This window comes from Mesorhizobium sp. (assembly GCF_041661565.1).
Classification (GTDB): Bacteria; Pseudomonadota; Alphaproteobacteria; order Rhizobiales; family Rhizobiaceae; genus Mesorhizobium.
The window spans coordinates 1-12,109 of the sequence record NZ_JBAZUD010000047.1; the positions used below are offsets into that span (position 1 = coordinate 1).

At 64.1% G+C, this 12,109-nt stretch carries 14 protein-coding genes and 1 pseudogene; 7 read left to right on the forward strand and 8 right to left on the reverse strand.

Annotated features, from left to right (window positions below; all coding sequences use genetic code 11):
- Positions 1 to 37: 37 nt before the first annotated feature.
- The gene (locus WC739_RS10805) at positions 38 to 781 is read right to left on the reverse strand and encodes an SDR family NAD(P)-dependent oxidoreductase (RefSeq protein WP_372953049.1); all 744 of its coding nucleotides are present in this window, start codon (positions 779 to 781) and stop codon (positions 38 to 40) included.
- A gap of 139 nt (positions 782 to 920) precedes the next feature.
- Between WC739_RS10805 and WC739_RS10810 the strand changes: the two genes are divergently transcribed.
- Positions 921 to 1,106, forward strand: coding sequence for a hypothetical protein (locus tag WC739_RS10810; RefSeq protein WP_372953022.1), 186 nt, complete (start codon positions 921 to 923; stop codon positions 1,104 to 1,106).
- A pseudogene (locus WC739_RS10815) lies at positions 1,102 to 1,226 on the forward strand (IS5/IS1182 family transposase); the annotation flags it as partial. The gene WC739_RS10810 and the pseudogene WC739_RS10815, both read left to right, overlap by 5 nt.
- Before the next feature lie 34 nt (positions 1,227 to 1,260).
- Here WC739_RS10815 and WC739_RS10820 read toward each other — a convergent pair.
- Both WC739_RS10820 and WC739_RS10825 read right to left on the reverse strand, forming a co-directional pair.
- The gene (locus tag WC739_RS10820; protein WP_372953050.1) at positions 1,261 to 1,734 is read right to left on the reverse strand and encodes a VOC family protein; all 474 of its coding nucleotides are present in this window, start codon (positions 1,732 to 1,734) and stop codon (positions 1,261 to 1,263) included.
- Between the two features lie 178 nt (positions 1,735 to 1,912).
- Positions 1,913 to 2,371: an Lrp/AsnC family transcriptional regulator gene (locus WC739_RS10825; RefSeq protein ID WP_372953023.1), complete on the reverse strand. Its 459-nt coding sequence runs from the start codon at positions 2,369 to 2,371 to the stop codon at positions 1,913 to 1,915.
- Between the two features lie 170 nt (positions 2,372 to 2,541).
- Between WC739_RS10825 and WC739_RS10830 the strand changes: the two genes are divergently transcribed.
- Together WC739_RS10830 and WC739_RS10835 are read left to right on the forward strand one after the other, a co-directional pair.
- Positions 2,542 to 3,276: an AzlC family ABC transporter permease gene (locus tag WC739_RS10830; RefSeq protein WP_372953024.1), complete on the forward strand. Its 735-nt coding sequence runs from the start codon at positions 2,542 to 2,544 to the stop codon at positions 3,274 to 3,276.
- Positions 3,273 to 3,578 (forward strand): AzlD family protein, encoded by a 306-nt coding sequence (locus WC739_RS10835; protein ID WP_372953025.1) that lies wholly within the window; start codon positions 3,273 to 3,275, stop codon positions 3,576 to 3,578. Before WC739_RS10830 ends, WC739_RS10835 begins: the two co-directional genes overlap by 4 nt.
- 18 nt (positions 3,579 to 3,596) lie before the next feature.
- On the opposite strand, the gene WC739_RS10840 is transcribed toward WC739_RS10835, so the two are convergent.
- Genes WC739_RS10840 through WC739_RS10860 form a run of 5 tightly spaced genes read right to left on the reverse strand, consistent with a single transcriptional unit; the run spans position 3,597 to position 8,661 of the window.
- Positions 3,597 to 4,655 (reverse strand): ABC transporter ATP-binding protein, encoded by a 1,059-nt coding sequence (locus WC739_RS10840; protein ID WP_372953026.1) that lies wholly within the window; start codon positions 4,653 to 4,655, stop codon positions 3,597 to 3,599.
- 11 nt (positions 4,656 to 4,666) lie between these two features.
- Positions 4,667 to 5,599 (reverse strand): 3-keto-5-aminohexanoate cleavage protein, encoded by a 933-nt coding sequence (locus tag WC739_RS10845; protein ID WP_372953027.1) that lies wholly within the window; start codon positions 5,597 to 5,599, stop codon positions 4,667 to 4,669.
- Between the two features lie 29 nt (positions 5,600 to 5,628).
- Complete coding sequence (locus tag WC739_RS10850; protein WP_372953028.1) at positions 5,629 to 6,477, reverse strand: carbohydrate ABC transporter permease; 849 nt, start codon at positions 6,475 to 6,477, stop codon at positions 5,629 to 5,631.
- Positions 6,474 to 7,409 carry a carbohydrate ABC transporter permease gene (locus WC739_RS10855; protein ID WP_372953029.1) on the reverse strand — a complete coding sequence of 312 codons (936 nt, stop codon included), beginning with the start codon at positions 7,407 to 7,409 and terminating at the stop codon, positions 6,474 to 6,476. Before WC739_RS10855 ends, WC739_RS10850 begins: the two co-directional genes overlap by 4 nt.
- Position 7,410: 1 nt before the next feature.
- Positions 7,411 to 8,661 carry an extracellular solute-binding protein gene (locus WC739_RS10860; protein ID WP_372953030.1) on the reverse strand — a complete coding sequence of 417 codons (1,251 nt, stop codon included), beginning with the start codon at positions 8,659 to 8,661 and terminating at the stop codon, positions 7,411 to 7,413.
- Between the two features lie 149 nt (positions 8,662 to 8,810).
- Here WC739_RS10860 and WC739_RS10865 point away from each other — a divergent pair, with 149 nt between their 5' ends.
- The 3 genes from WC739_RS10865 to WC739_RS10875 all read left to right on the forward strand — a co-directional run bounded on the left by WC739_RS10865 (position 8,811) and on the right by WC739_RS10875 (position 12,102).
- A complete protein-coding gene (locus tag WC739_RS10865; protein WP_372953031.1) occupies positions 8,811 to 9,737 on the forward strand; it encodes a BadF/BadG/BcrA/BcrD ATPase family protein in 927 nt (308 codons plus the stop codon).
- Position 9,738: 1 nt separating this feature from the next.
- Complete coding sequence (locus WC739_RS10870; protein WP_372953032.1) at positions 9,739 to 10,758, forward strand: SIS domain-containing protein; 1,020 nt, start codon at positions 9,739 to 9,741, stop codon at positions 10,756 to 10,758.
- A gap of 138 nt (positions 10,759 to 10,896) precedes the next feature.
- Positions 10,897 to 12,102 (forward strand): ROK family transcriptional regulator, encoded by a 1,206-nt coding sequence (locus tag WC739_RS10875; RefSeq protein ID WP_372953033.1) that lies wholly within the window; start codon positions 10,897 to 10,899, stop codon positions 12,100 to 12,102.
- Positions 12,103 to 12,109 lie beyond the last annotated feature (7 nt).

Genomic DNA, 12,109 nt, shown 5'->3' on the forward strand with positions numbered 1-12,109 from the left:
CGAGTTTTCCTAGGATGCTCAGTCTTGTCGGTTTCGATCACGTGAGGTTGAGCCCACCATCGGAGAGCAAAATCTCGCCCGTCAAATAATCCGATTGCACGAGCATCATGACAGCTTGCGCAATGTCTTCCGGGCTGGCCGGCCGACGCATCGGCGCGCGCGTTCTCCATAACTCCTGGGCCGCTGTCCAGTCGGATGTCAGCGGTGTATCGACAAGGCCAGGCGCGACGGCATTTACCCTGATGGCTGGCGCCAGTGACAATGCAAGTAGCCGTGTCACGTGGTTGAGCGCCGCCTTGGTGGCTGCATACGGAATTGAGGCCCCTTTTGGCCGAACTCCGGCGTGAGAGCTAATGTTTACGATACAAGCCGTTCGTCCATGCCGCGCCGCGTTGCGCAGCGCGGTCTCAGCTTCAGCTATAAGGTGAAAGGGCGCCACCACATTCACTTCGTACAGTTCGTGCCAAATCTCCGAAGTGGCCGCACGCAGATCGGTGTGGGGTATCACACCGCTCAGGCCGGCGTTGTTCACCAGCACGTCCAGCCGCCCCCATAAGCCAACAGCGTCATGTATGAGACGTCTGCGGTCGCTTTCTCGGGTTAAGTCGGCTTGAATATAGCTGGCAGATTTAAGCTCGGCCGCAAGAGACCGACCCTTATCCTCGGAATTACGAGAATGAAGGATAACATTATACCCTTCCTGCACGAACCTCCGGGCAACGGATTCGCCAATTCCAGATGTTGAACCAGTGACAAGGGCGACGGGACGATAATCTTCCACCAGGCTCAACTTTTCTCCGAATCCCTGTCCCTCGCTTATGGCTGCCTTCCGGAAAAATCAAACGATATGGCAGTGACTGCCTTGGGTCGACAGCTGCCCGGCCGCTTCCATAGTGCGCCAAATGCTGTTTCAGCATCGCATGAGCCGATGTGCCCTGACCGACTTCGAGTGGCGCGAGCCGGTGCTGCCCGACAAGTCACGAGGCGTACCGCGCGTTTCAATCCGGCTCGGCCTGACCGCTGGGCAAGCGCACGACGGCCAGGTCGCCGACAAGCTTCTCGATCAGCTCACCCACACACCGTCGTCCTTGCCGGTAAGCCTATGACGCTGACCGCATCCGGCGCTGATCGAGGAACAAGGCGCTACGCCCGAAATCCCGGCAAAGAGCAACAGGCGTTGGAAACCCTGCTTCAGCATTGTCTACCACAAGCGTAACCTGATTGATCTGGCGGCCCGCCCGACGGCGGACGGGCCGATCGTCAACCGCGCCTCGCCGCCTCGATCGCGGCGACATCGATCTTGCGCATGTCCATCATCGCGGTAAACGCGCGCTTCGCCTCGGCGCCGCCGGCGGCCATGGCCTCGGTCAACACGCGCGGCGTGATCTGCCAGGAGATACCCCAGCGGTCCTTGCACCAGCCGCATTGACTCTCCTGGCCGCCATTGCCGACGATGGCGTCCCAGTAGCGATCGGTCTCCTGCTGGTCGTCAGTGGTGATCAGGAAAGAGAAGGCCTCGCTGTGCTTGAACATCGGCCCGCCATTGAGGCCGAGGCAAGGAATGCCCGCAACCGTGAATTCGACCATCAAGACGTCGTCGACCTTGCCGGACGGATAGTCGGTGGGTGCGCGGTGCACCGCTCCCACGGCACTGTCGGGAAACGTCTCGGCGTAAAACCGGGCCGCTGCCTCGGCATCCTTGTCATACCAGACGCAGATCGTGTTCTTGGCCATCGCCATTGCATGTCCTTTCGCTTCCGAAGCTTTTGTCTTTGTCCCGCCCTTTTCGAGGCGGTGCACAGTGGCTTGCGCCGCCTGTCCCCCAAGGACGGCGGCCGCCCGGCTGATCCTACAATCAGCCTCGATATTTTGTGCTCGAAGGTCAGGAAGCCCGACGCCCTGTCCGCGAACGTCAGATCGGCAGTTCTGATGTCTGCTTGATCGTCCAGCTCGGCACGTCGGTCTTGACGTTCTGGACACCCCGGATCCGGCTCAGATGCTCGGACTGGAAGCGGCGATAGTCGTTTATGTCGGCCGCCACCACGCGCACCATCGCGTCGCAGTCGCCGAGCATCAGGTAGCACTCCATCACTTGCGGCAGCTTGGCCACTTCGGTCGCGAAATGCGCGATCGTGTCTTCGTCCTGCGTCTTCAGCCAGATCCGGGTGAAGAAGGTGAGGCCCTTGCCGATGCTGGCCGGGTTGAGCACGGCGACGTAACGATCGATGATTCCGGCCTCCTCCAGAAGCTTGACCCGCCTCAGGCAGGGCGAAGGCGACAGGCCGACTTCGCTGGCCAGATCGTTGTTGGCCATGCGCCCGTCGCGCTGCAACGCGCGAAGAATCCGTTTGTCTATCTCATCAAGTTTCATGGCTCTTGATTCCAATTTACCCTTTAATATTGGCATTAGATGCCAAGTTTTCGTGAGGGGCAACGATCTTTGCCACCAAATTGCGGCCCAACATGGCTATGGTTGCGGCCGAACATCACACGATACCAGACGCAACCAAGGCGGCGGCCGCGAGCCCGCGATGGCAGGGCATGAGCACTTCACAGGCTGTCGAGGCGGCGGGCGATGGTTCGGGATCCGAATTCCGGCGTGGCTTGGCGTCATCCCTGCCGGTACTGCTCGGCACGGTTCCCTACGCGCTGGTGCTGGGCGCGCAGGCGACGCAGAAAGGGCTGGGCACGCTCGAACTGTCGATGATGACAGGGTTGAATTTCGCCGGCGGCTCGGAATTCGCGGCGATCCAGCTCTGGACCTCGCCGCCGCATGTCCTGCTCATCGTCGCCATCACTTTCCTCGTCAACAGCCGCCATCTGCTGATGGGAGCGGCCCTTGCGCCGTTCCTGCGCGACCTGCCGCAGCGCAAGGCGCTTCCGGCGCTGTTCTTCCTGTGCGACGAGAGCTGGGCGCTTGGCCTCGCGGATGCCAGGCAACGCGCCGCGGCGAGCACCGCCCCCGCCTTCAGCCTGCCCTACTATATGGGCGCGTCGCTCGCCGTTTATGCAACCTGGGTCGGCTTCACCACGCTCGGCGCCTTGCTTGGGCCGGTGCTGGGCAATGTCGAGGCCTATGGTTTCGATATGGCGTTTCCGGCCGTCTTCCTGGTGCTGATGCGCGGCATGTGGACCGGCATGGCGGCAGCGCGGCCGTGGCTGGTCAGCCTCGTCGTCGCGGCCTTGGTGCATCTGTTCGTCCCGGGCGCCTGGTATGTCGCGGCGGGCGCGGCGTCGGGGCTGCCTGCTGCCTGGCTGATGGCAGGTGATGCATGATCGACGCGACAACCTTTCTGACCATCGTGCTGATGGCCGGAATCACCTATCTGACGCGCATCGGGGGCTATGTGGTGCTGCGCAACCGCAGGCTCGGCGTCCGCGCCACGGCGGTCATGGCGGCGGCTCCCGGCTGCGTGCTGATCTCGGTCATCGCGCCGGCCTTCGTTTCGCGCCATCCTGCGGATCTTCTGGCGCTTGCCATCACCCTGATCGCCGCGACACGGTTGTCCATGCTGCCAACGGTGCTGATCGGGGTTTTCTCCGCCGGGATGCTGCGGCATATCATCGGCCAGCTATAGACCGTCCGTACGCCTGCCTTACTGGACCGTGGACGTGATCCGGCGACCCTTGGCGTCGAACAGATGCAACTGCGCCAGGTCCGGCGCCAGGAAGACATGTTGGCCCGGCATCACTGGGACACGCTCGCGCAGCAGGGCGCTCAGCATGTTGCCGCCTGCTCTGGCGATGACCAGGGTTTCCGCGCCGGTCGGCTCGACCACTTCGACCACAGCCGGCACGCCGCTGTCGGAGAGCCTGAGATGTTCGGGCCGGATGCCCCAGGCGAGCGCGCTTTCGCCCTTGTTGAAGGGAGGCGATGGAAACACGGTTCCGTCACTTGCTGTGAAGCCCTCGGCCGTGGTGCGGCCCTGCACGATATTCATCGACGGCGAGCCGATGAACTGGGCCACGAACAGATTGGCCGGCCGGTCGTAGAGGTCGAGCGGTGCGCCGACCTGTTCGACGATGCCGCCATTCATGACGACGATCTTGTCGGCCATGGTCATGGCCTCGACCTGGTCATGGGTGACATAGACGATGGTGGTTCCCAGGCGCTGGTGCAGGGCCTTGATCTCGGTGCGCATCTGGACGCGCAGCTTGGCGTCGAGGTTGGAAAGCGGCTCGTCGAACAGGAACACCTTGGGGTCGCGCACAATGGCGCGGCCCATGGCGACGCGCTGGCGCTGCCCGCCGGAAAGCTGGCGCGGATAGCGGTCGAGCAGGTCCTGCAGCCCCAGGATCGTCGCGGCGCGCATGATCTTTTCGTCGATCTCATGCCTGTCGGCTTTCTTCAGCGTCAGCGCGAAGGCCATGTTGTCGCGCACCGTCATGTGCGGATAGAGCGCGTAGTTCTGGAACACCATGGCGATGTCGCGCGATTTCGGTGCGACGTCATTGATCACCTTGCCGTCGAGCGCGATCTCGCCGGCGCTGATCTCCTCCAGTCCGGCGATCATCCTCAGCAGGGTCGACTTGCCGCAGCCGGACGGGCCGACGAGGATGACGAATTCGCCCGACGCGATGTCCACCGACACGCCATGGATGACCTTCGCCTTGCCATAGGCCTTCTCGACGCCCGATATGCTGACCGTGCTCATTCGTGTTTTCCTCAGAAAGAGACCTTGTCGCCGCCCTTGAGCTCAAGGATCTGCCGCGCTTCGTCAGGGGTCGCCACCGACGCGCCGAGCCCCTCGATGATCTGGCGCACCCTGCGCACCTGGTCGGCGTTGGATTTCGCCAGCTGGCCCTTGCCGATCCACAGCGAGTCCTCGAGCCCGACACGCACATTGCCGCCCAGCGCGATGGCCTGCGTGGCGATCGGCAACTGGCTGCGCCCGGCGCCCAGCACCGACCAGCGATAGTCTTGGCCGAACAGGCGGTCGGCGGTGCGCTTCATATGCGCGACATCCTCGTTATGCGTGCCGATGCCGCCCAGAATGCCGAACACGCTCTGGACGAAGAACGGCGCCTTGACCAGGCCGCGCTCGACGAAATGAGCGAGCGTGTAGAGGTGGCCGATGTCGTAGCATTCGATCTCGAAACGCGTGCCGTTTTCCGCGCAGGTGCGCAGGATGTGCTCGATGTCGCCGAAGGTGTTGCGGAAGATGCGGTCGCGCGAGCCTTCGAGATAGGTCCGTTCCCACTCATGCTCGAAAGTCTTGAAGCGCTCCAGCATCGGATAGAGGCCGAAATTCATCGAGCCCATGTTCAGCGAGGCGACTTCCGGCGCAAAGGTCGCGGCCGGCCTGACCCGCTCCTCGACGCTCATCGTCGCGGCGCCGCCGGTGGTGATGTTTATGACGCAGTCCGAGCGCTGCTTGATCACCTTGAGGAAGGGCGCGAAGGCCTCCGGCGACTGGTCGGGCCTGCCGTCTTCGGGATTGCGCGCGTGCAGATGGACGATGGCCGCGCCGGCCTCGGCCGCCCCGATCGCGGCGTCGGCGATCTCCTGCGCGCTCACCGGCAGATAGGGCGACATTGACGGCGTGTGGATCGAGCCGGTGACCGCGCAGGTGATGATGATCTTGTTCTGGTTCGCCACGTCTGGGAATCCTCGTTTGTGAGCGCGACTTATTTCACCGCGCCCTGGGTGATGCCGGAGATGAACTGCTTCGACAAGACGATGTAGAGCAGGGTGATCGGCAGTGCCGCAAGCGTCAGTCCGGTGAACAGCACGCCCCAGTCGGTGGTGAATTCGCCGACGAAGACGGTCAGGCCCTGCGGCAAGGTCTTGAGCTCGTCGGAGGTGATCAGCACCAGCGGGAAGAAGAAATCGTTCCAGATCGGCACCGCGTTCTGGATCGCGACGATGACCAGCGCCGGGCGCGCCAGCGGCAGCATGATCGAGCGCATGATGCGCAATTCGCTGGCGCCGTCCATGCGCGCCGACTCTTCCAGTTCACGCGGCAAGGTCCTGAGGAAGCCGGTCATGATGAATACGGCCGAAGGAATGCCCATCGCGACATAGACCAGCACCAGGCCGGCATAGCTGTCGACCAGGCCGAGCGAATCCAGCTGGATGAACAATGGAATGATCGCCAGCTTCAGCGGCACCGTCATGCCGCTCAGGAAGAACATCAGCACCAGCGCGCCCAGCCTGAACTGGTAGCGGGCAATGGCGTAGGCGGCCATTGTGCTGAACAGGAGGATCAGCGCCACCGCGGCCGCCGTGATGCCGACCGAATTGGCCAGGTAGCGCACGAAGTTGGTTTCGTTCCACACCCGTTCGGCGTTGGAAAGCGAGAAATGCGCGGGCAGGGCGAAGGGCGACGAGAAGATCTCGGCGTTGGTCTTGAAGGACGACATCACCATGACGAACAGCGGATAGACCATGATGATCGCATTGATCGCCAGCATCAGCTGGATGGCGCCGTTCTTCAACAGTTCGCCATGTGCCCTGGGGGCGGTGGCCGCGCTCACAGTTCGATCTCGCGGCGGCGCAGGTAGCGGAGCGCGATGGCGGTGACGCCGGCGACGATGATGAACATCATCACCGCCAGCGCGCTGCCCTGGCCGAAATCCTGTATGCCCGTCGTCGTCGAGCCGAAGGCGGTGCGGTAGAAATAAAGGCCGAGCACATCGGTGGCGCCGCCGGGCGAACCGGTGAGGCCGGCCATGACATAGGGGATCTCGAACCAGTTGAAACTGCCGATGAAGGTCAGGATGGTGACGATGGTGACGCTGGGCGCAATCAGCGGCCAGATGATGCGGGTCATCAGCACATAGTCGCCTGCGCCGTCGAGACGGGCGGCCTCGATCACCTCCTTGCCGACCCGCTGCATGCCGGCCAGCAGCACCAGGGTGGGGAAGCCGAGCCAATGCCAGACATTGGCGAACAGGACGCTGCCCAGCGCGGTGTGTTCATTGCCGAGCCACGGGATGGCGCCGATGCCGACCAGCGCCAGCGTCTGGTTCACCAGGCCGAACAGCGGATGCAGGAACAGCTTCCACAGGAAGCCGACGATGACGGCGGAGAGCACGACGGGGAGAAACACGATGACCTGGTGGATGCGATGGCCGGGCAAGGCCTTGAGCAGTGCGTAGGCGAGCAGAAAGGCGGTGCCGTTCTCGAACACCATCAACGCCAGGAAGGCGATGATATTGTGCTTGAACGCGTTCCAGGTCCAGCCGCTATAAGGCTGTTCGAACAGCACCTTGCGAAAGTTTTCGAAGCCGATGAATCCGGTGGGCTGCAAGCCGTTGAACTCATAGAAGGCGAGGCGGAAGGCCGATAGCAGCGGCCAGAGCACGAACAGGACCATGACAATCAGGGCCGGTGTCAAAAGGGCCGCGATCCAGAGAGACCGGCGCCACGGAAAGGCTTTTGTAACGTGGCGCCGGCCGCTGTTCATGTCACTTGCCCTGGAAAGGCTTGTACCATTTGGCGAGGCCGTCGGTCAGGTCGGCGGCCAGCTGGTCGGGGGTGATCGAACCCGACATCATCTTGGTGATGTCGCCCTGCAGCAGCTCCGATCCCGTCGGCTTCTCGAAACGGAAGTAGACGACATTGATATGCGGCATGGCGGTCTCGTTCAACTTGGCGACATGGGCGAGCAGCTCGTCCTTGATGACGACGCCCTTGATCGGCGAGATGTTGCCGAGAAGCGCGGAGAACTTGTCGCCGAACTCCTTGGTGCCCATCCAGTTGACCAGCTTTAGCGCGGCCTCCTTGTTGGACGACTTGGCGTTGACCGCATAGCCGCCGTCGAAGAACTTGGTCACCTGCGGGACATCGCCGGCCTTGGCCATCGGCGGAGCGACAAAGTCCATGTTGATGGCCGGGTTCTGGCTCCGGTAGCTGGCGATGTCGAAGCTGCCGCCGGCCAGCATGGCCGCCTTGCCGCTGATGAACAGCTGTCCGGCAGTGTCGTAGTCGATGCCTTCGAAGCCGTCGGGCATGTAGTCGCGCAGCTCGAGCAGCTTGCCCAGCGCGGCGACATAGCGGGGATCCTTGAAGGTGGCCTTGCCCGATGTCAGGTCGCTGACGAAGTCCTGGCCTAGGAACGGATTGGTGAAGATGGCGACGAACATCTCGTTGAACCAGCTGGTGCCCATGCCATTGGCGAGGGGGTAGATGCCCTTTTCCTTCAGCGCCTTGCTGACGGTGATGAACTCGTCCCAGGTGGTCGGCGGCGTCAGGCCGGCCTTGGCGAAGACGTCCTTGTTGATGAACAGGCCGAGCGTCTGCGAGGCGAAGGGCAGGGAATAGACCTTCTTGTCGGCGCGGTAGGTGCCCGCGACCAGCGCGTCGGCCGGCTGGTTGGCGAGCGAAGGCACGGTCCTGAGGTCCTGCGGCTCGAAATAGCCGGCCTTCACGAACTGCTCCAGCCAGCCATAGGCGTGGGTGTGGATGACATCGCCGCCCTTGCCGGCGGCCAGCGCCGTCGAGACGATCGTCGGATAGTTCTCGTCCGGGAACGACTCGAACTTCACATGGATGTCTGGGTTTTCCTTGGTGAAGTCGGCGAAAAGTTCGTTGTAGGCGGCCTTGTCTTCCTGGCGCCAGGTCCAGAACGAAATGTCGGTGGCATTCGCCACGCCGGCTGCCAATCCCCACGCGAAAGACGCGGCCGCAAGGGCCAGACCGATCCTTCTCCTGCTCATGTTGCAATCTCCCAATGCGCTTGATGCGCTTTTTACGACGATTATCAAATCATAGTTCTTGCCGTCTGGAAAGATAGTTTGTAAAGTTTCCTAACTAATATGAATTTGGACGAGGCCACCCGCTTCGCCCGGCTGTGCGGTGGATGTACGTGACCCAGGAAATCATTGCAGGCGTGGATATAGGCGGCACCAAGACACGTGTCATGGCGTGCCTGGGCGAGCGCATGATCGCCGACGAGGTGCTGGTGACGGAGAGTTGGCGCATCCGCCAGATGGAGACCGATGCTGTCACGTTGGCCGGCATCGTCACCGATCTGTGCGGCGGCGTCGCGCCCGCCGCCCTGGCGGTCGGCGCGCATGGCTGCGACACCGGCAAACAGTGCCTTCGCTTCCAGGCGCTGCTGGCCGAAAAGACCGGCGGCGCCGTCAAGGTGGTCAACGACGCCGAACTGATGGTGCCTGCCGCCGGTTATATGGACGGCATCGGCGTCGTCTCCGGCACCGGCTCGATCGCTGTGGCGCGCAGCGCCGATGGCAGGATGCTGGCCGCCGGCGGCTGGGGCTGGATCCTCGGCGACGAGGGCAGCGCCGCCGCTTTGGTGCGCGAGGCGGCCAAGGCGATCCGCCGCTCGTTCGATCGAGGCGAGGATGGCGGCGACCCGCTGATCGGAGCGCTGATGCGCGAACTCGGCACCAGCGACCAGACCAAGCTAGGCATCCTGCTTAACGAGACGCGTGGCGCGGCGGTCTGGGGCCGCCATGCCAATGCCGTGTTCGAAGCGGCGAACGCCGGTTCGCCTCTCGCCATTCGCGTCATCAAGGATGGTGGGGCGGGGCTGGCCGCGCTGGTCGAATTGCTGATCCAGCGCGGCGCCAGTCCCGACCTTGTCGTGGCCGGCGGCGGCGTCATCACCGAGCAGCCGATGCTGATGGCGGCCTTCGTCGACGCCATGGCCAAGGTCTCGCCGTCCAGCCAGGTGGTGTTGCTGCGCGAACCGCCGGTGATTGGCGCTGTCGCCTTGGCCAGGCGATTGCTCGTCGGCCGGTCGTCCCTCTCGGAAATTGGAGCTGTTTGAAATGATGAAGCGTATCGGCTACCGCCAGGCGGTGGCGCGGCAGACGGAAAGTCTCGAGATCGGCCGGCGCTCCGTGGCCGGGTCGCTGGATGGTCTCGATCTCGGCGCGTTCGCCGGCAAGACGATCGCTCTGGCCGGCATCGGCGCCAGCTATCAGGCCGCCTTGGCCGGCGCGCTTTATCTGCGCGCTGCCGGCATCAGGGCCTTCGCCTATACGCCGACCGATCTCTACGACCGTACCGGTGAAGCCGCCGATGCTTTCATCGCGCTGTCGGCTTCCGGGCAGAGCCGCGAAATCTTCGACATCATGCGCGAGGCGTCGGGGTCGCCGCGCCTGGCGGTCTGCCGTGGTGCCGACAACCCGCTGGCCGATCTCACCGGCGCGGTGCTCGCCACGGATTCGGGCGACGACAATGGCGCGAGCTCGACCGGCTACACCGGGACCCTGCTGGCGCTCGGGATGCTGATCGACAAGCTTGCAGGCAACGGCTTCGACTGGACCGGTTTGCCGAGCGCGGTCGCAACCGTGCTCTCAGACATGCAACGGGCCGGGCGGGCGGCGCGACTGCTGCGGGGGCGGACATCCGTCGATATCGTCGGCGCCGGTATCGGCTTCGCCAACGCCGGCGAGGCAGCGATGCTGATCCGCGAGGCGGTGCGGATACCGGCGTCCGGATGGGATACGCTGAACTATCTGCACGGGCCGATGGAGTCGCAGGACGCGGCAACCGGGCTGATTGCCATCGGCGATGGCCGCGAGGTCAAGATCGCGCAGGATGTCGCCGGCTTCGGCTGTCCTTCGGTCCTGGTGACAAGGCGCCGCGATATCGCTTGCGCCGACGGGCTGGTGGTGATCTCCATTCCGGCGCTCGGCAATGCGATGGCCGAAGCCATCCTGGAGATCATCGCCATTCAGCTCATCGTCGGCGACATGCAGGACGCGGCAGGCCTTACCGACATCACATTCCGCTACCGCCAGACGGATACCAAGCTGAAACCATGGTCGCCGACCGAGGTCTGACGACCTGTCCCGATCGCATGAAAATTGCCAAACCGCCCGGCAATGAGGCATTGAGGTCAGCGTACGCCTTTGAGTCGTGGAGTGGACCCGCTCTCATCGACAGGCGGCGGGATTTCAGAGCGAGGTTGGACGGCTGAGATGGCGGCTGCGGACATCCCCAATCTGACCGACAGCGCGCGCGCCGTGCTGCGCGTGCTCGCCGCGCATGGGCCGGTGACGCGGCCAAAGCTCGGCGCGATGCTCGACCTGTCGAAGCCGACCATGTCGGCGGCGGTGTCGGAGCTGAGCGCGCTCGGTCTCGTTGCCTCGCGCGGGCTGGAGCGCGGCGCCATCGGGCGCACGGCGACGATCTACGGCATCGGCCCCGGCGCGGGCTACGCGATCGGCATTGATGTCGGCGCCGCGCAGGTGCGTGCCGTCGCCTATTCGATGGACGCCCAACCATTGGCCACGGCGGAAGAGCCGATACCGGAGGCCAGGGCCAGCGATCCCGGCGAGGTCGGCGCCATCGTATTGTCAGTCGCGCAGGCCACCATGGCCAGGGTAGGAGAGGGTCATGCCCTGCGCGCGATCGCGGTGGCGGTGCCGCGCATCGTCTCCAACGACCGGTTCGACCGGCCGGGCGGACCGTCGGCCGTGCTTGGCCAGTTGCGCCGCCATGTCGATGTGCCAATCATCCTGGAAAACAACGTCAACTGCGCCGCGATCGGCGAGATGCACTATGGCGCGGCGCAAGGCCACCAGACCTTCGCTTTCCTTCAGGTCGGCGTTCGCGTCGGCCTCGGCTTCATCACCGAGGGACGCCTGTTCCGGGGCGCCGGCGGAGCGGCCGGCGAAATCGGCCGCATGCCGTTTCCCTGGTCGGCCAGCGAGACGCCCTACCGCGAAGGGCTTGAACATTATCTCGGCTCGCGGGCGCTGATCGAGCGCTGCCGCGCCGACTGGCCCGCCGGGGAAGGCGCCCCACCCGATTCGGCCAAGGACCTTTTCGCACGCGCGCTCGAGGGCTCGGCGCCGGCGGCGGCGGCCGTGGCTCGCCATGCCGCCGATATCGGCAGGCTGGCGGCCGGCTGCATCGGCATGCTCGACCCAGGCCTGATCGTGCTTGGTGGCGGCGTCGGCAGGAACCCGTTGATGACGGAGACCGTCGAGCAGGTCGCGGCGGACCTTGCCTGGCCGACACGGATCGCCGTCAGTTCGCTTGGCGATGCCGGCACGGCGCTCGGCGCCATGAAGCTGGCCGTCGACTACAGCCTCGGCCTGATGCTGCGCGAAGGCCGCCATCCCGCCGTCGTGCTGCCGCCGCTGTCCGAGGTACATCAGGGCAAGGTAGGAGAAACCTGACGAAAAA

Excerpts from the sequence above, each read along its gene's own strand:
- WC739_RS10810 (WP_372953022.1), top strand. The coding sequence starts at position 921 with ATGAGCCGATGTGCCCTGACCGACTTCGAGTGGCGCGAGCCGGTGCTG.
- WC739_RS10820 (WP_372953050.1), bottom strand. The coding sequence starts at position 1,734 with ATGGCCAAGAACACGATCTGCGTCTGGTATGACAAGGATGCCGAGGCA.
- WC739_RS10825 (WP_372953023.1), bottom strand. The coding sequence starts at position 2,371 with ATGAAACTTGATGAGATAGACAAACGGATTCTTCGCGCGTTGCAGCGC.
- WC739_RS10830 (WP_372953024.1), top strand. The coding sequence starts at position 2,542 with ATGAGCACTTCACAGGCTGTCGAGGCGGCGGGCGATGGTTCGGGATCC.
- WC739_RS10835 (WP_372953025.1), top strand. The coding sequence starts at position 3,273 with ATGATCGACGCGACAACCTTTCTGACCATCGTGCTGATGGCCGGAATC.
- WC739_RS10840 (WP_372953026.1), bottom strand. The coding sequence starts at position 4,655 with ATGAGCACGGTCAGCATATCGGGCGTCGAGAAGGCCTATGGCAAGGCG.
- WC739_RS10855 (WP_372953029.1), bottom strand. The coding sequence starts at position 7,409 with ATGAACAGCGGCCGGCGCCACGTTACAAAAGCCTTTCCGTGGCGCCGG.
- WC739_RS10860 (WP_372953030.1), bottom strand. The coding sequence starts at position 8,661 with ATGAGCAGGAGAAGGATCGGTCTGGCCCTTGCGGCCGCGTCTTTCGCG.
- WC739_RS10870 (WP_372953032.1), top strand. The coding sequence starts at position 9,739 with ATGATGAAGCGTATCGGCTACCGCCAGGCGGTGGCGCGGCAGACGGAA.
- WC739_RS10875 (WP_372953033.1), top strand. The coding sequence starts at position 10,897 with ATGGCGGCTGCGGACATCCCCAATCTGACCGACAGCGCGCGCGCCGTG.